This is a genomic window from Rhizomicrobium sp., assembly GCA_037200985.1.
Taxonomy (GTDB): Bacteria; Pseudomonadota; Alphaproteobacteria; order Micropepsales; family Micropepsaceae; genus Rhizomicrobium.
Genome location: JBBCGJ010000001.1, coordinates 3,235,593 through 3,253,701, shown reverse-complemented (window position 1 = coordinate 3,253,701; position 18,109 = coordinate 3,235,593). Strand labels below are relative to the sequence as shown.

The window sequence follows — 18,109 nt, the reverse complement described above, 5'->3', positions numbered from 1 at the left end:
CTGCGATGGCGCGTGTCATTCTCTCGCATGACGATCTGCCCTACCGCCCTTGCGTCGGCATCATGCTGATCAATCGCGAGGGGCTGGTGTTCGTCGGCCGCCGCATCGACCAGACGGTCGAGGGCTGGCAGATGCCGCAGGGCGGCATCGACGACGGGGAGACGCCCGAACAGGCGGGCCTGCGCGAACTGAAGGAAGAGATCGGCACCGACAAGGCCAGGCTGCTCGCGGCGATGGACGACTGGCTGTGCTACGACCTGCCGCCGCATCTGCTCGGCGTGGCGCTGCGCGGGCGCTATCGCGGCCAGCGCCAGAAATGGCTCGCCATGCGGTTCCTGGGCGAGGACAGCGATATCGACGTCAAGACGCCGGAGCCGGAATTCGCCGCCTGGAAATGGCTGGCGCCCGAGGCGCTGCCGCGGCTCATCGTTCCCTTCAAGCGCGACACCTACGCCAGGGTGATCGCCGCCTTTCGCGACGTCGCCGGCCCGGAAGCGTGAGCGTCCGGAACGCCGACATCGTGATGATCCACGGCGCCTTTTGCGGGCCCTGGGCGTTCGAGAAATTCCGCAAGCCGTTCGAGGCGGCGGGCTATCGCGTCCACGCGCCGCCGCTGCGCTTCCACGAGCACGGCGCCCCGGCCAACCGCGCGCTCGGCACCACGAGCCTTGTCGACTACGCGAACGACCTGGCGAAATTCGTCGAAGGGCTGGAGGCGCCGCCGGTGCTGCTCGGCCATTCGCTCGGCGGTCTGCTGGCGCAGATGCTGGCGGCGAAGGGGCTGGCGCGGGCGCTCGTCCTGCTGGCGCCGTCGCCGCCCTGGGGCGTGCTGCCCTCGACCTTCTTCGAGATCGCCTCGGCGCAGACCATGTTGTTCGCGGGCGATTTCTGGAACGCGCCGCTGAAGCCGGACTACGGCATCGCGGCCGCCAATTCGCTCGACCGTCTGCCGCCGGCGGAGCGCCACAAGGTGTTCGCGCGCTTCGTGCCGGAATCGGGGCTGGCCACGTTCGAGATCATGCATTGGGCGTTCGATGCCAAGCGCGCCGCGCTGGTGCATGCCGAGAGCGTGACCTGTCCGATCCTCTGCTTCGCGGGCAGCCACGACCGCATCAACCCGCCGTCGACCGTCCGGCGCATCGCCGAGCGCTACAAGGGCCGCGCGATCTTCGAAGAGGTCGAAGGCCATAGCCACTGGCTGGTGGGCGAGCCGGGATGGGAGAAGATCGCGGCGCGAGCGATCCGGTGGATCGGCGAGGTGACGGCGGCGCCGGTCAAGACGGTGAAGAGCAGATGATTTCCTCCCCCGCTGTTGTGGGGGAGGGGGACCGCGAAGCGGTGGAGGGGGCGACTGGGCGGATGCTGTCCGCAAGGCCCCCTCCGCCTCGCTCGCAAGTGCTCGCTCGGCACCTCCCCCGCAACAGCGGGGGAGGAAAAAAGAGCTTCAATCGTACTTTTTCTTGAAGTCGGCCATGAAGGCCTGGAGGGTGTCGATCGAGGCGATTTGCGCGGCGCGGTCGCGGAAGGCGACGCCGTGCTCGTCGATGCGCTGGGCGATCACCGCGAAAGCGTTGCCGTCCGGACTGGCCTTCATCTTCGGGCCGAAATGGTCGCGCAGCCGGTCGAGGCTGGCCTCGTCATTCGCCAGCGAATAGGCGACCGCGGCGCGCATCGCCTCTTCGCGCTCGGCCGGGCTGAGCGGCCCCGCATCGCTCCAGCGCTGGCCGAGCAGCTCCTCGGCCTTCTGGCCGGCGACCGCCCAATTGCCGCTCTCCCAATAGATGTCGGCGCGCAGCCGCGCCGTGTCCGAGGCCGGATCGACCGCGATCAGGTCGAGCGCGTTGTTCCATTGCTTGAGCGCCGCGAAGGCGCGCGCCTCTAGGAGCAGGCGCTGATGGCCGACATCGTCGGGCAGGGTGCTGATCTGCGTCGTGCGGATGGCGTCGAGCGCCTTCATCGGCTTCTGGTCCATCAGATAGATCATCGCCAGCCGCGTCGCGACCTGGGCGCGGGCGACGCCGTCGAGGCGCTTGTCGATCTGATAGCTCAAGAGATCGGCGGCCGGCCCCAGCAGGTCCTGCGCCACCAGCCGGTCCGACATGCGCCGGATCATCTCGTCGCCGTCCGGCCCGATCGGCGTCAGGTCGACGAAATCGTAGAAGATGGCGAGCGCCTCGATGGGCGCGATCTTGTCCGCCCGGCCGCGGATGAAGAGATCGGCGAAGGCGGCGCGCATGTCGTCCTGCGCTTTGCGCGAGATGTCGTCATTGGGAAAGGCGACCGCCGCGATGCGCAGCGTGCGCAATCCGTCGCGCCAGCGCTGCTTGGCGAAATACATCGAGGCCAGCTTGCGCAGCACCTTCATTTCCAAGAGATCGCCGCGCCAGCGGAAGCGCAGCCTTTCCAGCGCGGCGATGGCCGCGTCGCCGGTCATCACGCCGGCCTTCAGCGCGGCGTCGGTGCGGTAATAGAGCGACTCGGCGGCGGCATGCGCGTTTCCGCTCTTCTCGATCGCGTCGAACAGGACGGCCGCTTCGTGGCCGCGATTCTCCGCCGCGAGCAGGCGGGCGCGCACGACATTGGCCTCGATCTGCAGGTCGGGCGCGATCCCGTTGGGCAGCCGCGCGATGGCCGCGTCGGCGACTTCGAGATGGCCCTGGCCGAGCGCGGCCTCGGCCTTCGCGATGCGCAGCCGCGCCTGGCCGTCCGGCGGGTATTGGTTCAGGACCGGCTCGGCGCGGTCGAGATCGGCGCGGGCATTGTTCCAATCTTCCTGCGCCGCCTCGATCAGGCCGCGCCAATAGGCGGCGTGGCGGTCGGCATCGAAGGCGGCGGCCGACAAGTCGTTATGCGCGTCGCGATAGCGCCCCATCGCGTAATTCGCCGCGCCGCGCATGGTCTGGAGCTGGCGATCGCTTTGCAGCGCCGGATCCTGCGCCTGCATCAGGTTGATCAGGCCGAGCGCCTCGGCGGAAAAGCCGTTGGCGAGATAGAACCGCGCCAGAGTCAGCCGCGCATGCTGCGCGTCCTCCGGCTTCAGCCGCGCAGTCGCGGCGCGCATCCGCCGCTCGGTGTTGAGGAAGCTGCCGCCGGTGAATTTCGCCCAGACTGGGAAATCGAGGAAGGAGGGGCTGCCGCCCCGCGCCGCGACCGCGGCCGGCGAATCGGCGACCGGCATGGTCGGCGGCGTCAGCACCAGGCCGCCGCGATGGGTGATCGTCACCCGCGTGCGGTCGATGGTGACGGAGAGATCGTCGATATAGGGCGTCAGCACGAGGCCCGATGCGGTCTTGAGCACGCCGAACTCGACATAGTCGTGCGACGCCAGCATGGCGCGGCCCGCCGCGGCGGGCACCAGCACGAGCCGGTCGCCGGCGATGGGATCGGTCAACATCACCGGATGCCGTGCGCCGGGCAAAAGCGTGCTCAGCGAGGAATGCGTCGCGTCGTCCTGGTTGCGGGAAAAGCCGATGGCGATGGGTTGTTCGCCGACCTCGGGCGCGACGGTGACTTTCAGGTCCGATCCGTCGGCATGGGCGCCGATCTGCTCGGGCTGCGCGAAGGTGATCCGCAGCACGCTGACGCCGTCCGACGAGGCCGCTTCCACCGCGACGGGAAAGCTGCGCAGCGACGTCTTGAGCTTCACCGCGTCGAGCGGGGCGGCGCCCTGCAGCACGATCCACGCCGTCAATCCGCGCATGAACACGGCGGAGCCGCGATTGGCGGCGCCGGCGAAGGTCAGGATCGCGCCGCTGCGGGTGAGCTGGCCATTGGCGTCCTGAAGCGGCAGCGCAGCGGGATCGGCGGCGGCGCCTGGCGGCGTCGTCGCGGGCGGCGTTGCGGCGGGTGCGGCCGGCGGGGGGGCGGTCTGTTGCGGCGGCGGCGCGGGCTTGTTGGCGTCGGCCAGCTTCTGCGCCGTCGCGGCGATCTCGGCGGCCTGCGCCGCCGACACCGCGGACGGCTTGTTCGGCATGAGCGCCGTGACGGTCGGCTTGCCGTCGCCCGGCGGGCGGTAGCTGTCGGCGTCGGTCCTGGGCGCCAGCACGTCGATGACGATCTTGGTCCCGTCGCGGAAATCGTGAAAGCCGGACGCCTGGTCGGTGCCGAACTCGACGACGGTGCCCTTGTTCTCGACGCGCCAGGCGGCGTTCTTCACCCAGGGCGGCGCGAAGCGCGCGATGGTCGAGACGTCGACGCGCGCCAGCGTCTCGAACCGGATGCCGAGCTTGCCGGCGCCGGGAAACACCGAATATTTGACGACTTGCGGCCAGTCGAACACCAGCCGGGTGAAATTGCGATAGGCGCCGGAGCGCACCGCGATCATCGGCAGGGTGGAGACGTCGATCGTCCTGGGCGGCGGAGGCGGCGGCGGGGGAAGATCCGGGGGCGTGCCGGCGAAGCCGGCCGGCACCAGGTCGACCGCGACCTGGTTGGCCGACTGGCTCTGGTGGATGCGCATCGGCTGGGCCAATGCGAAATGGTAGGTCAGCCCGTCGGGATCGAGGCGGGCGCCGCTCGCGAAGCCCGAGATGTTCTGCGCCAGCGTCGCGGGGGTGATGTCGGTCTTGCGGTCGAAGCCGAGCGTGAGCACGCCGCCGTCGACCGCCGCGGTCACATGCGCCTTCGGCGTGAAGGTGAACAGCATCCGCGCATAGCCGCCGGCCGTGCTGACGTTCACCGTGTCGGCCTTGGCCTGGCTCCAGAAGCCGGCCGCGAAGGCGCATGCCGACAGGACGAGCCGGAGGAGGACGACGCGGGAGAACGCAGGCTTCATGGTCGGAAGGACGGTCCTTGTCCCTGATCAGTGTGGCGGGCCGGTCTTAACTCTCCGTAAACCCTAAAGGTCAGCCGCCTGCGGGCGGGGCGAGCGCGGTCGGCGGTCCGTTCGCCGCCTGGGACGGCGGCTTGGCGGGCGTCGCAGGCGCGGGCGCGCCCGGCGGGGTCGCAGTCGGAGTCGCGGCGGCGGTCGTGGGCTTGGCCGGCGGCGGCGCGCTTGCCGTTGTCGGCTTGGCGGGTGCGGGCTTCGCCGGCGCGACGTGATGCGGCTCCGGCTTGTGGGGCGGCGGCGTGGCGGCGGCCTGGGCCGGCGGCGGCGCGGCGGCGGGCGCCGGCGGTGCCGGCGGCGTCGGCAGGGCCGGCGCGGGGGTGACGACGGGTGGAGGCGGCGTCAGCGCAGCGGTTTGCACGGGTGCGGCCGGCGGCGGCGCGGCGGCGGTCGCGCCCGGCGTAGGCGCCGCCGCATCGGCGGTCGTCGTGGGCGCCGGACAGATGGCGGCCGGCGCGGTTTCGGGAAGCTTCAGCAGCGCGGCCAGCTTGACCGTCAGCTTCTGCGCCGCGTCGGGGGTCATCGCCGCCAGGATGGGCGCCATCGCGTCGGACTTCATCCCCTTGGCGACCGGCAGCAGCACGTCGTCGCTGAGCGCATTGAAGATGCGGGCGGCGTCCTTGGGCTTCATCGCCGAATAGGTCTTCACCAGCGCGGCGATCTGGGCGTCCTGCTTGGCGTCGCGCTGGGCGAGAAGTCCCTGGATCTGCGTCTGCAGATCCTTCAGCGCCGCGATCTTCTGGTCGACGCGGCCTTCGCCGGCATTGAGCACGTTCTCGCGCATGTTGAGCGCCCGCTCGCGCGCGTCGAGCTCGGCGCGGCGCCGCGTCAGGCTCGATTGCACATCGGCCTCCGCCGGGCTCGCCAGCGCCGTGTCGTCGTCGGCATAGTCGGGCGCGGGTCTGCCGCCGACCGCGGCCGGGGCCAGGCCGGAATTGTCGGGCTCGTCGGGATCGACCGTGGCCTGTGCCGCGCGCGCGATGTCGACGCCCTTGACGACGAGGAGGCCGGTGCCGAGCACGACGACGGCGGGCAGCAGCCGCAGATAGCGGGGAACGAGGCTCATCTGACCGCCCTGAGCATGTCGAGACGTTTCATGATGCTGCCCGAGGGTAGTTCGGACGCGGGCTGCCGCCGCGCCGGGGCCTGGGTCGACACCGCGCGGTCGAAGCGCTCGGCGATGCGCTCGCCCGACGCCGTCAGCAGCGACAACTCGTCGATCGTCGCGCGGGCGCGGCTCATGCGTTCGTCCAGCGTCTCGGCGGCGCCGCTCGCCGCGGCCTTCAGCGCGCGCATCGAGCCGCCGGCATGGGCGATGGCGGCGTTGAGCTCGCCGATGGTGGATTTGAGGCCTTCCTGGCCGCGGCGCACGGCGGCGAGACGCCGCTCCAGCACGATGCAATAGACCAGCGTCACGGCGAGAAGGCCGGTCAGGGCGAGCTCGACGATCAGGCCGAAATTCATGGCGATGGACATGGCGGTCTCCTAAAGGCCTCTGGAGGCGTCGGTGCGCTCGACGGCTTCCTCGATGCGCACGGCGACGGAGGAGCCGACGCGGCCCATCCGTCCTTTCAGCAGCGGCACGCCGCGGCAGCGCATCTCGATCTTCGAATCGGGGGTGGCGTTCAGCATGATGGTCTGGCCGACCTCCAGGTTCATCACGCGGTTGAGCGGCAGGGTCTGCTCGTCGAGGATCGCGGCGATCTCGACATTGGTGGACCACAGCTCGGTCGCGAGATGGCTCTCCCAGATCGAGTCGCGGCCGAATTTCTCGCCCATGAATTGCTGCAAGAGGAGCTTGCGGATCGGCTCCAGCGTCGCATAGGGCAGCAGCAGCTCGGTTCGCCCGCCGCGGTCTTCCATGTCGATGCGCAGCTTGACGAGGATGGCGGCATTGGCGGGGCGCGCGATGGCGGCGAAGCGCGGGTTGGTCTCCAGGCGGTCGAGCGTGAAGCTCACCGGCGCCAGGGGCTCGAAGGCGGCGCACATGTCGGCGAGGATGACCTCGATCATGCGCTGCACCAGGGTGCGCTCGATGGTGGTGTAGGGGCGGCCCTCGATGCGCATCGCCGAGGAGCCGCGGCGGCCGCCCAGGAGCACGTCGACGATGGAGTAGATGAGGTTGGAATCGACGGTGAAGAGGCCGTAATTGTCGAGCTGTTCGGCGCGGAACACCGCCAGGATGGCGGGCAGCGGGATCGAGTTCAGATAGTCGCCGAAGCGGATGGAGGTGATGCTGTCCAGGCTCACCTCGACATTGTCGGAGGTGAAATTGCGCAGGCTCGTCGTCATCAGCCGCACCAGGCGGTCGAAGACGATTTCCAGCATCGGCAGGCGCTCATAGGAGACGAGCGCCGAATTGATGATGGCGCGGACGCCGGACTTGTCCTGGAGCTGGTCGGAATTGACGTCGAAGCCCAGAAGGCTGTCGATCTCTTCCTGGTTCAGGATGCGCTCGGCGGCGCCGGTCTGCGGCTGCGCCGCCGCCGGTATGGTCTCGGCCGCGTCCACGCCGTCGGTCTTGTCGGGAGTCTCGTCGGCCATGGCCATCCGCCTTACTGAACGATCATTTGCTTGAGCAGCACGTCGCGCACGCGATAGGGCGCGGCGGAGGTGTTGATGCGGCGCAGGAGCTCTTCCTTCAGCCGCACGATGCCGGCCGAGCCCTTGAGGTCGTCCATGCGCAGCTCGCGCAGATAGCCCTGGAACTGGTCGACGACGCGCGGCATCAGCGCCTGGATGCCAGCCTTCTCCTCCGGATTGTCGAGCTCGAGCGAGACCGACAGCTTCAGATAGGCCGGCGCCGCGTCGGTGCCCTGGATGTTCACGATGAGATCGGGAACGTCGAAATAGACGATGTTGGGCGGCGTCGCGGGCAGGGGCTCGGGGGCGCCGGCGGCCAGCTCGGTCGGCTTGGATTCGCCGGCGAACAGCCAATAGGCCGCGCCGCCGCCGACCAGAAGCAGCACGAGCGCTCCGATGCCGCCGAACAGGATCAACTTGTTGCCCAGGATTTTCTGGACGAGGCCCTGTTTGGGCGCGTCGGCCGCGGCTTCGCCGTCCTGCTCGGCCTCGTCGGCCTCGGCTTGCTTGTCTTTCTTCGCCACGGTGCGCGGCCCCTCGCATCTCTCGCCCCGCGAAATTAGGCAGACGTGGTTAAGGATGGGTTCAAATCGGCCGTCCGAAACCGCCCGAGCGGAAATTCTTGCCGGGCATTCGTCGTCGCGCGCGCCGGGTCCTGCTCGAAAAATCCAGGAAAGCCGCGGCTTTGCGCATGGCACGCGGGCTGCACCGGCTTCGGCACGCAAAGGACCAGAACGGTTCTAAAGGCCCCCTATGGATAATTCGCTGCTCATCAGCTTGTCGCATCAGGTCGCGTCCTATCGCTCGATGGACGTGATCGCGAACAATCTGGCCAACCTGTCGACCCCCGCCTATCAGCGCGAGGAGCAGACATTCCAGGAATATGTGACGCAGGTCCCGCCCGCCGAGGGCCAGACCGGCATGCAGTCGCTGAGCTTCGTGCAGGATGCCGGCGTGGTGCGCGACCTGACCGAGGGCCATTTCGACACCACCAACGCGCCCTTCGACATGGCGATCCACGGCCGGGGCTATTTCGTCGTCCAGACGGCGCAGGGCGACCGCTATACCCGCAACGGCCATTTCACGCTCGATGCCGGCGGCCAGATCGTCACCTCGAACGGCGATCCGGTGCAGGGCGACGGCGGCGCGATCACCATTACGCCCGACGACGGCGACATCGACATCGCCCAGGACGGCACGGTCAGCGGCAAGAACGGCATCATCGGCAAGATCCGCGTCGTCGAATTCGCCAATGAGCGCGCCCTCGTCAAGGAAGGCGCCAGCCTCTACGCCGCGAACGGCCAGTCGCCGGCCTCGGCCGACGCCTTTACGCTGCATTCCGGCATGATCGAGAGTTCGAACGTCGAGCCGGTGATCGAGATCAGCCACATGATCGAGGTCATGCGCGCCTATCAGGCGACCGCGACGCTCACCCAGACCCAGGAAGACCTCATGCGCCAGGCGATCGACAAGCTTGGCGCCATGCCGAGCTAGGAGAGTCAGACATGCGTGCCCTTTCCATCGCCGCGACCGGAATGCTCGCCCAGCAGACCAATGTCGAGGTCATCGCCAACAATCTGGCGAACATGAACACGACGGGCTTCAAGGCGCAGCGGGCCGACTTCCAGGACCTGCTCTACCAGAACGTCTCGGAGCCGGGCGCCAATTCGTCGGACACCGGCACGCTGCTGCCCAGCGGCGTGCAGCTCGGCGCGGGTGTGCGCACCGCCTCGGTCTATCGCATCACCACGCAGGGCGACCTCAAGAGCACGTCCAATCCCTACGACGTGGCGGTCCAGGGGCCCGGCTTCTTCCGCGTCACCCAGCCCGACGGCTCGGACGCCTATACCCGCGCCGGCAATTTCGGCCTGTCGCCGCAGGGCCAGATCGTCACCGACCAGGGCTATACCGTAGCGCCCGGCATCGCGATCCCGAGCAACGCCGTCGCCATCGCGGTCAACGCCCAGGGCCAGGTCTCGGTCACCGTGCCGGGCCAGACCGCGCCGCAGGTCGTCGGCACGCTGGAGCTGAACCGCTTCGCCAACGATTCGGGCCTCAAGCCCATCGGCAACAACCTTTTCCTCGAGACGCCGTCCTCCGGCGCGCCGCAGGCCGGCGTTCCGGGCTCGGTCGGCTACGGCACGCTGCAGCAGGGCTTTCTCGAGACCTCGAACGTCAACGCGGTCGACGAGATCACCTCGCTGATCACGGCGCAGCGCGCCTATGAAATGAACTCCAAGGTCGTCACCGCGGCCGACGAGATGCTGCAGCAAACCGCACGCCTGGGAGGTTCCTGACCATGATGCTCCGCCTCGCCCTCTTCGTTTCGGCCCTGCTTATCGCCTGGCCGGCCTTCGCCGATCCCGGCATGCGGGTCGTCGTCCCCAACCGCGACATCGCGCGCGGCGAGACGATCTCCGAAAGCGACCTCGTCTACGGCACGATCCCCTCGACCAATGTGTTCTCCGGCGTCGTCACCGCGATGGATACGCTGAAGGGCATGGAGGCGCGCCGCATGCTGCGCGCCGGCGAGATCGTGCGCGCCGACGACGTGCGCCATCCGGTGGTCGTCGCCAAGGGCTCGATCGTCACCATGACCTTCCTGGCGCCGGGCGTGACGCTCACCGCCTCGGGCCGCGCGATGAACGAAGGCGGCCTCGGTGACACCATCACCGTGCAGAACCCGGCCTCGTTCCGCCAGATCAGCTGCATCGTCACCGGCCCCGGCGCGGTGCGCGCCGCGAGCTCGGCCCTGATCGTTGCCGCCACCACCCCCCGCTGAAAGATACGCCCATGCCCCGGCCAATCCTGAAAGTCCTGAGCCTCGCAGGCTGCGTCGCCGCGCTCGCCGGCTGCACCGCGGTCGACCGCATCAGGGAGATCGGCGATCCGCCGACCATGGCGGGCGTCGCCGATCCCAATTCGCCGGTGCATGCCGGGACGCCGAACGTGCCGCTGCCGCCGCCGCCCGAGCCGACCCGCGCGCTCAATTCGCTGTGGTCGAACGGCGCGCACAGCTTCTTCCACGATCCGCGCGCCAGCCGGCCGGGCGACATCATCACGGTCAACATCTCGGTCGCCGACACCGCCAAGCTCTCGAACTCGACGACGCGGGACCGCACCAATTCCGACAACGCCAACCTGACCAACTTCTTCGGCCTCGAAACGCCGCTGGCCGCCGGCACCGGCGCCGACCCGTCGAGCCTGGTCAAGATGGGTTCCGACATGTCCAATGCCGGCTCGGGCTCGATCGACCGGTCGGAGGCGATCAACCTGACGCTCGCCGCGCTGGTGACGCAGGTCCTGCCGAACGGCAACCTGGTGATCGGCGGCCATCAGCAGGTGCGGGTCAACAACGAGCTGCGCGACCTGCAGGTCGCCGGCATCGTGCGCACGGAAGACATCACCAGCGCCAACACCGTCGATCTCAGCCAGATCGCCGAGGCGCGCATATCCTATGGCGGGCGCGGCACGGTCAGCGACGTGCAGCAGCCGCGCTACGGCTCGCAGCTCTTCGACATCCTGATGCCGTTCTGATCCGGCGAAGCCGGATCACCCCGGACGCCGTTCATGGCGGCGGCGCGTGAACGCGATCCGGGGTCCAACTGGAATTCCACTCCTGAATGGGGTGGAGGGGCCGAACAATGGCCGGGATCGAAAGAGCCCGGCCATTGTCGATTTCCGTGCGAATGGCTGCGCCCGGCTCGGACGCGCCGTATTTTTTTGGCTTTACGCTCCACGGTCCTCTTGCAACAATCCCTGCAGGTGCGTTCGTGCCTGAAGTCCGCGGTTGCGGGGGCGGGCGGTGATTTCCGAATTTTGGTGGAATCTTTCGGTCCTGGCGGCGCTTGGACTGATCGTTCTCAGCGCAGTGCTGTTTTGGCGGCTCGCCCGGCTGTCCGAAGGGCAGGCCGGCCGTCTGGTAAAATGGTTGCGGCGTCGGTTGATTTGGTCAACCACGCGACGGCTACGGCTTGCGGTCGGCGCCGGCGCGGCGCTCATCGCCGGTGTAGGTCTGGCGGTCTCAACATACGAGCTTGGCGTCGCTCCGCGGCAAGTGGCCGTCGTAACGGTCGATCCGGCGCTCCAGAACCTTCTGGAGCAAAGGCTTCCGAAACCCGACGTGCAGGACAAGCGCCAGAACGACCTGCTCAACGCGATCAATTCGCTGCCCGACAGGACGCGCGGCGAAACCGTTGCGCTGCCCGATCGCTCGCCCCCGCAGATTCTATCGACCGTCCGAGGCTTTTTGCTTTCGGGGTTGTTGCTGTTGCTTTCCTACGTTCTCGACCGCTGGGTCGATGGGTCCCGCCGGAAGACCGAGGAAGTGGATGAACGGTCGTGACGAGGTGGTTCGGACGGCTTGGGAAGGACATCGGGAAGGCCTGGACCGGGTTTTGGTTCAGGTTCAGGCGCCTGACGCCGCTCCGGCAAATCGCCAAGGCGATTTCGCTCTCGTCCAAGATCGGAGCGGTGCTGGTGGCGATGATCACGGGCGCCAATGCCGGGTTCGATTTCTTCGGGCACATTTTTCCCGACAACAAGCCGCCAGTTCCGATTGTGATTCCGGGCAAGCCGTCCGACGTCCTGATCAAATTCTCCAACACTTCGCCGCGTCTCGATTGCCACGTCAAAGAGCACGACTGGCTGATCTGGCCGTTTGAAACCAGCGGATATGAAAAACTCGAAGGCGGCGACCAGCGGCAGTTGCTGGGACTGATCGACGGGATCGTCGGCAGGATTCAGGACACCGAGCACGCCACAGGCCAGCGCGTCGTGGGCGTCGCGCTGATCGGTTCAACCGATCAGAGAGAGTTGAAGCCTGGAAGAGGCGTGCGCTCGAATCCCGAACTGGCCCAATCCCGCGCCGACTTCGTCGAGCGGGAGATACGGCGCGCGTGGAGCGGCGAGCTGGCGCCCTCGATCACCGTTGTTCCCCGTGGGGCGCAGATCGTCGGCGCCGGGATTGCGCCCAAAGCAGAAGGTGCGGATCGATCCGTGCAGCTCTGCATCTATTGGGGTTAGAAACCGAAGGCCGGAAGCGCACGAAACGGGACAGCCTAATCGTCCCGATAGACCTTTTCGCGGCGCTCGTGGCGCTCCTGGGCTTCCAGCGACAAAGTCGCGATCGGGCGCGCGTCCAGGCGCTTTAAGGAAATCGGCTCGCCGGTCTCTTCGCAGAAGCCGTAGGAGCCGTCTTCCAGGCGCCGCAGCGCGGCGTCGATCTTGGCGATCAGCTTGCGCTGGCGGTCGCGGGTGCGCAGTTCGAGCTGGCGCTCGGCCTCGGTCGAGGCGCGGTCGGCCAGGTCGGCATGGGGCACGGTTTCGGCTTGCAGATTCTGGATGGTCTCGCGGCTCTCGCGGAGGATGTCGTCCTTCCAGGTGTTAAGCTTGCGGCGGAAGTACTCCCGTTGCCGCTCATTCATAAACGGCTCATTCTCAGACGGCCTGTAGCCGGCTGGAAGCTGGGTACCCATGCGCACTCCCTTCGACTGGAACGCGTGATCGAGGGCCGGGGTTATAGCGATGCCCCCCGGCCCGTCAATCTCATTTCGTTAACGCAGTTACCGGGCGGGCGCGAGCGTCGGGGCCGGAGCGGCGGTCCGGGTTCCCACGGTTCCCCGCGCCCAGTCGACCAGGGCGGCCATCCCGGCCAGCACCTGATAGGCGCCGAGCGCGGTATGCGCCTCGGCCAGGCCCGACTCCGGCGCCGGCCCGAACGTGCCAAAGGTCTGCACGCCGATCATCGCCGCGACGAAGACCCACAGCCATCGGTCGCCGGCGACACCGCGGCTGGGCACCGCGCGGGCATAGAGCGCGGCGCCGGCGATGAGGATCGCGATCTCCAGCGGGACGCTGATCCAAACATGCCGCCACAGGCCGAACCCGACCTTGAACGAATCGCCCAGCAGCGGCAGGTCTGCGACATGGACCACGAGGTCGAGCAGCCAGTGCGAGAACACCGCGCCCACCACGATCGCGCCCGCCGCGGCGCGACGGTCCCGGAAGAACAGCACCGTCAGCGCGCCGAACGAAGCCGCCAGGGCCAGCGCGCCGACAGCGTGGAATGCAGCGTGTTGTAGGCCGCCGCGCCGAAGCGCGGACCCGCGAGATAGCCTGCGAAGCTGAGATCGGGCGCGAGGAACAGGATCGCGAACTGCTTCCAGTCGCCGCCCACCGCCAATAGAGCGCCGCGGCGCCGGCCAGCAGGGCCAGCCCTTCGGCGCGCAGCACCCTGCGCACGCCGCCGTCCACCGTTCCTGTCATTGCCATGATCCGTCCGGTCCTTGCTGACGAGCGGAAGATGCGCCCGCGGCGGTCAAACGGGAATTGGTGAAGTCCGTAGAGTTTCTATTCGGATTTGTATGGGTCGCGCGAGGCTGCTTCCCGGTGCCTGCAGCGGTTTCCGCGCCTCAACCGGATGGCCCTAAGCGCGCTCTATCCGCAAGGCCCCCCTCGTCCGTACGCTGTCGCTACGGACCGCTTCGCTCGACACCTCCCCCGCAAACGCGGGGGAGGGAAAGTCGGGGGGCGGCCGGCGCCGGCCACGGCGGCCTCCTTACGGGGCCAAAGCCCCCGAAAACCGCGGGACAGGCCATACTGGAACGGGGCACCGTCCCGGTATATGCAGAGGCCCCTCGCGGCGAGCGCATTGGCCGGGAGCAGATGCGGGCAGCAGGCGGATGGAGACGATACAAAGCCGGCTTTCGGGAACGCGCGACTACGCGGGCGACGATGCCGTCGCGCTGCGCCGGGCGCGCGCGTCCCTGGAGGCGACCTTCCAGCGCTACGGCTACAACATCGTCGATCCGCCGATCCTGGAGCGCGCCTCGCCCTTCCTCGACCGCTCGGGCGAGACCATCCGCCGGCGGATGTACATCTTCTCCGATCCCGGCGGGCGCGAGATCTGCCTCAGGCCGGAGCTGACCATTCCCACCTGCCGCGCCTATCTGCGGACCCGGGTGTCGGACCAGGAGGCGCGGCTCGCCTATATGGGGCCGGCGTTCCGCTACGATTCGCCGGAGGAGGGCCGCTACCGCCAGTTCTACCAGGCCGGCGTCGAGCTGATCGGCGCCGACCACCGCGTGGCGGCGGATGCCGAGATCCTGGCCCTGGCGCTGGACGCGATCGAGCGCGGCGGGGCGAAGGGCCTCTCCATCGTCACCGGCGACATCGCGATCCTGTTCGCCTTCATCGCCGGCCTCGCCGTCGACGAGGTCACCAAGGCGCGGCTGCGCCGCATCGCCTCGCGCAAGGACGCGACGGAGCGGCTGATGAAGGCCGCCGCCGAGCGGGTCGCGCCGCCGGCGGACGCGGCGCCGGACGAGCTGGCGACGCTGCTCGCCTCCATCGGCACCGACAAGGCCGAGAAGCTGCTGAGCGAAATCTACGCCCTGGTCGACCTGCGCCATGTCGGCGGCCGCACGCCGGAAGAGATCGTGGAGCGGCTGGTGACCCGCACCGCGCTTTCGACCTTCGAAGGCATCTCGCGCGAATTGCTGGAAGGCATCGCGACGCTGCTGGAAATCCGCGGCGAGCCCGCTGCGGTGCTGGCCAAGGTCGAGGAGCACTTCCGGACGCTCGGCGTGCCGCTCGCCGACAATGTGCTCGGCGATTGCCGCGAAAGGCTGGAGCTTCTCAAGGTCTATCGCGGCGGCGCCGATGCGATGACCTTCGATGTCGGCATGCATCGGGGCCTCGAATATTACACCGGCTTCGTGTTCGAGATTTACGCCAGCGACAATCCCGATATCGGGCATCTGTGCGGCGGCGGGCGCTACGACAACCTGCTGCAGGCCCTGGGGGCGCATGAGGCGATCCCCGCGGTCGGCTGCGCCATCGGCGTCGACCGGCTGCTGCTCGCGAATGAGAGCGCGGCCGCCGCATCGAACGGCCCCGACGCCGTCGTCGTCGCCGCCGGCGCGGTCGACCGGCGCGAATGCGTCCGCGTCAGCGTCGCGCTGCGCGATGCCGGCTGGTCGGTGGAGACGGAGCTGTCCGGCCGCCGTCCCAAGAACGTCGTGCGCGAGGCGGTGAAGCGGGGCGTGCCGCATGTCGTCTTCGTCGGCGAAGACGAGATCGCCAAAGGCATCGTCCTCATCAAGCGGCTGGAGGAGCGCGAGGAGCGGCCGGTCGCGGTGGCCGAGCTTGCCGCCTATGTCGCGAAGGCGGCGAGGCGCCCATGAGCGGGCCTCTCGTCATGGCCCTGCCGAGCAAGGGCCGCCTGCACGACCAGGCGATCGATTTCCTCAACGATTGCGGCTTCGGCGTGCGCAAGTCCGGCGACGGGCGCGAATATGTCGCCAAGCTGAGCGGCATCGAAGGCGTCAGCATCATCTATTTCCGCCCCGACGAGATTCCGGCGCGCATCGACCTCGGCGATGCCCATGTCGGGCTGACCGGCGAGGACCTCTACCGCGAATATGGCGAGGGCCAGCATGCCTCGCATCTCCTGATGCCCAATCTCGGTTTCGGCGCGGCGCGGCTGGTGGTCGGCGTGCCGCAATCCTGGATCGACGTCTCGACGCTCAACGATCTGGACGAGGCGGCGATGCTGTTCCACCAGAAGCACGGCCGCAGCCTGCGCGTCGCGACCAAATTCGCGCGGCTGACCCGCGCCTTCTTCGCCGAGAACGGCATCGTCGAATACACGCTGGTGGAATCGGCCGGCGCCACGGAAGGCACGCCCGCCGCCGGCGTCGCCGATCTGATCGTCGACCTCACCTCGACCGGCGCGACGATGACGCAGAACCATCTGAAGGAGATCGAGGGCGGCACGGTCATCCGTTCGCATTGCTGCATGATCGCGGCGCTGAAGGCGCGCCTGTGGTCGCAGGGCACGCTGGCCGCGCTGGAACACGTCGTCGAGCAGATCGAGGCGCGCACCCGCGCCAAGGCCACCCAGATCCTGCGCTTCTCGATCCCGCACGAGACGGCGGCGCAGACGCTGAGGACGCTCAACGCCAAGCATGGCTGCACCGTCACCTCGGTGCGCACCGAGAACGAGCTGTCGGGCCGGCGCGATTTCGTCGTGGCGCTGTGCGGGCCGGCCAAGGTCCATGGCGCGGTGCATTTCCTGCGGAACGCAGGCTCGGCCGAGACCATCGTCGACCGCAGCGAATTCATCTATCAAGGCGGCTCGGCGGCGATCGCCGGCTTCAAGGACGTGCTCAAGCGCGCCGCGGAAGGATGAGACAAGGTGACCGATAGCCCCCGCCCCGCCGCCGAACTGCCGCGCGGCTTCCAGGACATCGGCGGGCCCAAGCTGGCGCGGCGCGAATGGCTGGTCGGCCGGCTGGCCGAGGTCTATGCCCGCTACGGCTTCGAGCGGCTGAGCACGCCCATCGTCGAATATGCCGACGCGCTGGGCAAATTCCTGCCCGACAAGGACCGGCCGCATGACGGCGTCTTCTTCTTCCGCGACGGCGCGGAAGACGAGAAGGCGCCATGGCTGGTGCTGCGCTACGACCTGACCGCGCCGCTGGCGCGCTATGTCGCCGAGAACATCAACCGCATCGCGCTGCCCTATCGCCGCTTCCAGACCGGCCCGGTGTTCCGCAACGAGAAGCCGGGTCCGGGCCGCTTCCGGGAATTCATCCAGTTCGACGCCGACACGGTCGGCACCGCCTCGATGGCGGCGGACGCGGAGTTCTGCATGCTGGTGTCGGATTCGCTGAACGCCATCGGGCTGAAAGACGGCGAGCATGTCGTCAAGGTGAACAACCGCAAGATCCTGAACGGCGTGCTCGAACTCATCGGCATTCCGAACGACGAAAGCGGCGAAGAACAGCGCGGCACCGTGCTGCGCGCGATGGACAAGCTGGACCGGCTGGGGCCGGACGGCGTGGCGCTCCTGCTCGGCAAGGGCCGCAAGGACGAGTCGGGCGATTTCACGCCGGGCGCCGATCTGGCGCGCGCCGGCATCGACCGGGTGCTGGGCTTTCTGAGCGCGGGCGCGGCCAGTCGCGCCCAGTCCTGCGCCGCGCTGGCCGGGCTGGTCGCCGGCAGCCGGACCGGCGAGGAAGGCGTCGCCGAATTGGCGCAGATGGATGCGATCCTCACCGCCGCCGGCTTCGGCGATAGCCGCGTCGCGATCGATCCCAGCGTGGTGCGCGGGCTCGCCTATTACACCGGCCCCGTGTTCGAGGCGCAGCTCACCTTCGAGACGCGCGACGACGAAGGACGGCCGGTCCAGTTCGGTTCGGTCGGCGGCGGCGGGCGCTATGACGGCCTGGTCGAGCGCTTCCTCGGCCGCAAGGTGCCGGCGACCGGCGTCTCCATCGGCGTCTCGCGCCTCGCCGACGTGCTCGAAGCGCGCGGCATCGTTCCGGAGGGCGCCGACCGCGCGCCCGTCGTCGTGCTGGTGCTCGATAAGGCGGCGCTGCCCGGCTACCAGGCGATGGTCAGCGAATTGCGCAATGCCGGCATCGCGGCCGAGCTCTATCTGGGCGAAAGCGGCATGCGGGCCCAGCTAAAATACGCCGATCGCCGCCGCGCCCCCATCGCGATCATCGAGGGCAGCGACGAGCGCGCCAAGGGCGAGGTCACGATCCGCGACCTGGCGCTCGGCGCCCAGGGCGCGGCCGATGCCAAGACCAAGGAAGACTGGACGGCGCGCGCGCAGAAGGCGGTGAAACGGGCCGATCTGCTGCAAAGCGTGCGGGAAATCCTCGCGCGGTCCTAGCGCCCGGCGATCCCCGC

Annotated in this window: 19 protein-coding genes; 11 read left to right on the top strand and 8 right to left on the bottom strand. The window is 68.6% G+C overall.

Features of this window, described 5'->3' with window-relative positions; translation table 11 throughout:
• Window positions 1-5 precede the first annotated feature (5 nt).
• Complete coding sequence (locus WDN01_15875) at window positions 6-500, top strand: RNA pyrophosphohydrolase (GenBank protein ID MEJ0027503.1); 495 nt, start codon at window positions 6-8, stop codon at window positions 498-500.
• Entirely contained in the window at window positions 497-1,297 is an 801-nt protein-coding gene (locus tag WDN01_15870) for an alpha/beta hydrolase (GenBank protein ID MEJ0027502.1), read from the top strand. The genes WDN01_15875 and WDN01_15870 overlap by 4 nt, the downstream gene beginning before the upstream one ends.
• Window positions 1,298-1,444: 147 nt before the next feature.
• On the opposite strand, the gene WDN01_15865 is transcribed toward WDN01_15870, so the two are convergent.
• The 5 genes from WDN01_15865 to WDN01_15845 form a co-directional block, all read right to left on the bottom strand.
• Window positions 1,445-4,774, bottom strand: a complete 3,330-nt coding sequence (locus WDN01_15865; protein MEJ0027501.1) for a hypothetical protein — start codon at window positions 4,772-4,774, stop codon at window positions 1,445-1,447.
• A gap of 70 nt (window positions 4,775-4,844) precedes the next feature.
• Window positions 4,845-5,891 carry a hypothetical protein gene (locus WDN01_15860; GenBank protein ID MEJ0027500.1) on the bottom strand — a complete coding sequence of 349 codons (1,047 nt, stop codon included), beginning with the start codon at window positions 5,889-5,891 and terminating at the stop codon, window positions 4,845-4,847.
• Window positions 5,888-6,301: a DUF6468 domain-containing protein gene (locus WDN01_15855; GenBank protein MEJ0027499.1), complete on the bottom strand. Its 414-nt coding sequence runs from the start codon at window positions 6,299-6,301 to the stop codon at window positions 5,888-5,890. Before WDN01_15855 ends, WDN01_15860 begins: the two co-directional genes overlap by 4 nt.
• A 9-nt stretch (window positions 6,302-6,310) precedes the next feature.
• Complete coding sequence (fliM, locus tag WDN01_15850; protein ID MEJ0027498.1) at window positions 6,311-7,369, bottom strand: flagellar motor switch protein FliM; 1,059 nt, start codon at window positions 7,367-7,369, stop codon at window positions 6,311-6,313.
• Window positions 7,370-7,380: 11 nt separating this feature from the next.
• Window positions 7,381-7,932, bottom strand: coding sequence for a flagellar basal body-associated FliL family protein (locus WDN01_15845; GenBank protein ID MEJ0027497.1), 552 nt, complete (start codon window positions 7,930-7,932; stop codon window positions 7,381-7,383).
• 229 nt (window positions 7,933-8,161) lie between these two features.
• Between WDN01_15845 and flgF the strand changes: the two genes are divergently transcribed.
• The 6 genes from flgF (at window position 8,162) to WDN01_15815 (ending at window position 12,433) form a co-directional block, all read left to right on the top strand.
• On the top strand, window positions 8,162-8,902 hold the full coding sequence (gene flgF, locus WDN01_15840; protein ID MEJ0027496.1) for a flagellar basal-body rod protein FlgF: 741 nt from the start codon (window positions 8,162-8,164) through the stop codon (window positions 8,900-8,902).
• Window positions 8,903-8,913: 11 nt separating this feature from the next.
• Window positions 8,914-9,705 (top strand): flagellar basal-body rod protein FlgG, encoded by a 792-nt coding sequence (gene flgG, locus WDN01_15835; GenBank protein MEJ0027495.1) that lies wholly within the window; start codon window positions 8,914-8,916, stop codon window positions 9,703-9,705.
• Window positions 9,706-9,707: 2 nt separating this feature from the next.
• On the top strand, window positions 9,708-10,190 hold the full coding sequence (gene flgA, locus WDN01_15830) for a flagellar basal body P-ring formation chaperone FlgA (protein MEJ0027494.1): 483 nt from the start codon (window positions 9,708-9,710) through the stop codon (window positions 10,188-10,190).
• An 11-nt stretch (window positions 10,191-10,201) separates the two neighbouring features.
• Window positions 10,202-10,945 (top strand): flagellar basal body L-ring protein FlgH, encoded by a 744-nt coding sequence (gene flgH, locus WDN01_15825; protein MEJ0027493.1) that lies wholly within the window; start codon window positions 10,202-10,204, stop codon window positions 10,943-10,945.
• A gap of 268 nt (window positions 10,946-11,213) precedes the next feature.
• Window positions 11,214-11,753, top strand: coding sequence for a hypothetical protein (locus WDN01_15820; protein MEJ0027492.1), 540 nt, complete (start codon window positions 11,214-11,216; stop codon window positions 11,751-11,753).
• A complete protein-coding gene (locus WDN01_15815) occupies window positions 11,750-12,433 on the top strand; it encodes a hypothetical protein (protein MEJ0027491.1) in 684 nt (227 codons plus the stop codon). The genes WDN01_15820 and WDN01_15815 overlap by 4 nt, the downstream gene beginning before the upstream one ends.
• A gap of 35 nt (window positions 12,434-12,468) precedes the next feature.
• Here the strand turns inward: WDN01_15815 and dksA are convergent, their stop codons facing one another.
• From dksA to WDN01_15800, 3 genes are all read right to left on the bottom strand, one after another.
• Window positions 12,469-12,834, bottom strand: a complete 366-nt coding sequence (gene dksA, locus WDN01_15810; GenBank protein MEJ0027490.1) for an RNA polymerase-binding protein DksA — start codon at window positions 12,832-12,834, stop codon at window positions 12,469-12,471.
• Between the two features lie 138 nt (window positions 12,835-12,972).
• On the bottom strand, window positions 12,973-13,425 hold the full coding sequence (locus tag WDN01_15805; protein MEJ0027489.1) for a hypothetical protein: 453 nt from the start codon (window positions 13,423-13,425) through the stop codon (window positions 12,973-12,975).
• Between the two features lie 2 nt (window positions 13,426-13,427).
• A complete protein-coding gene (locus WDN01_15800) occupies window positions 13,428-13,586 on the bottom strand; it encodes a DUF4260 family protein (protein ID MEJ0027488.1) in 159 nt (52 codons plus the stop codon).
• Between the two features lie 505 nt (window positions 13,587-14,091).
• Here WDN01_15800 and WDN01_15795 point away from each other — a divergent pair.
• Genes WDN01_15795 through hisS form a run of 3 tightly spaced genes read left to right on the top strand, consistent with a single transcriptional unit; the run spans window position 14,092 to window position 18,092 of the window.
• Window positions 14,092-15,594: an ATP phosphoribosyltransferase regulatory subunit gene (locus tag WDN01_15795; protein MEJ0027487.1), complete on the top strand. Its 1,503-nt coding sequence runs from the start codon at window positions 14,092-14,094 to the stop codon at window positions 15,592-15,594.
• Complete coding sequence (gene hisG, locus WDN01_15790) at window positions 15,591-16,601, top strand: ATP phosphoribosyltransferase (GenBank protein ID MEJ0027486.1); 1,011 nt, start codon at window positions 15,591-15,593, stop codon at window positions 16,599-16,601. Before WDN01_15795 ends, hisG begins: the two co-directional genes overlap by 4 nt.
• A gap of 6 nt (window positions 16,602-16,607) precedes the next feature.
• Window positions 16,608-18,092, top strand: coding sequence for a histidine--tRNA ligase (hisS, locus tag WDN01_15785; protein ID MEJ0027485.1), 1,485 nt, complete (start codon window positions 16,608-16,610; stop codon window positions 18,090-18,092).
• Window positions 18,093-18,109: the final 17 nt, after the last annotated feature.

Coding starts and splice junctions, on each gene's coding strand:
- WDN01_15875 (MEJ0027503.1), top strand. CDS start 6: ATGGCGCGTGTCATTCTCTCGCATGACGATCTGCCCTACCGCCCTTGC.
- WDN01_15865 (MEJ0027501.1), bottom strand. CDS start 4,774: ATGAAGCCTGCGTTCTCCCGCGTCGTCCTCCTCCGGCTCGTCCTGTCG.
- WDN01_15860 (MEJ0027500.1), bottom strand. CDS start 5,891: ATGAGCCTCGTTCCCCGCTATCTGCGGCTGCTGCCCGCCGTCGTCGTG.
- WDN01_15855 (MEJ0027499.1), bottom strand. CDS start 6,301: ATGTCCATCGCCATGAATTTCGGCCTGATCGTCGAGCTCGCCCTGACC.
- fliM (MEJ0027498.1), bottom strand. CDS start 7,369: ATGGCCGACGAGACTCCCGACAAGACCGACGGCGTGGACGCGGCCGAG.
- flgF (MEJ0027496.1), top strand. CDS start 8,162: ATGGATAATTCGCTGCTCATCAGCTTGTCGCATCAGGTCGCGTCCTAT.
- flgG (MEJ0027495.1), top strand. CDS start 8,914: ATGCGTGCCCTTTCCATCGCCGCGACCGGAATGCTCGCCCAGCAGACC.
- flgA (MEJ0027494.1), top strand. CDS start 9,708: ATGATGCTCCGCCTCGCCCTCTTCGTTTCGGCCCTGCTTATCGCCTGG.
- flgH (MEJ0027493.1), top strand. CDS start 10,202: ATGCCCCGGCCAATCCTGAAAGTCCTGAGCCTCGCAGGCTGCGTCGCC.
- dksA (MEJ0027490.1), bottom strand. CDS start 12,834: ATGAATGAGCGGCAACGGGAGTACTTCCGCCGCAAGCTTAACACCTGG.
- WDN01_15795 (MEJ0027487.1), top strand. CDS start 14,092: ATGGAGACGATACAAAGCCGGCTTTCGGGAACGCGCGACTACGCGGGC.
- hisG (MEJ0027486.1), top strand. CDS start 15,591: ATGAGCGGGCCTCTCGTCATGGCCCTGCCGAGCAAGGGCCGCCTGCAC.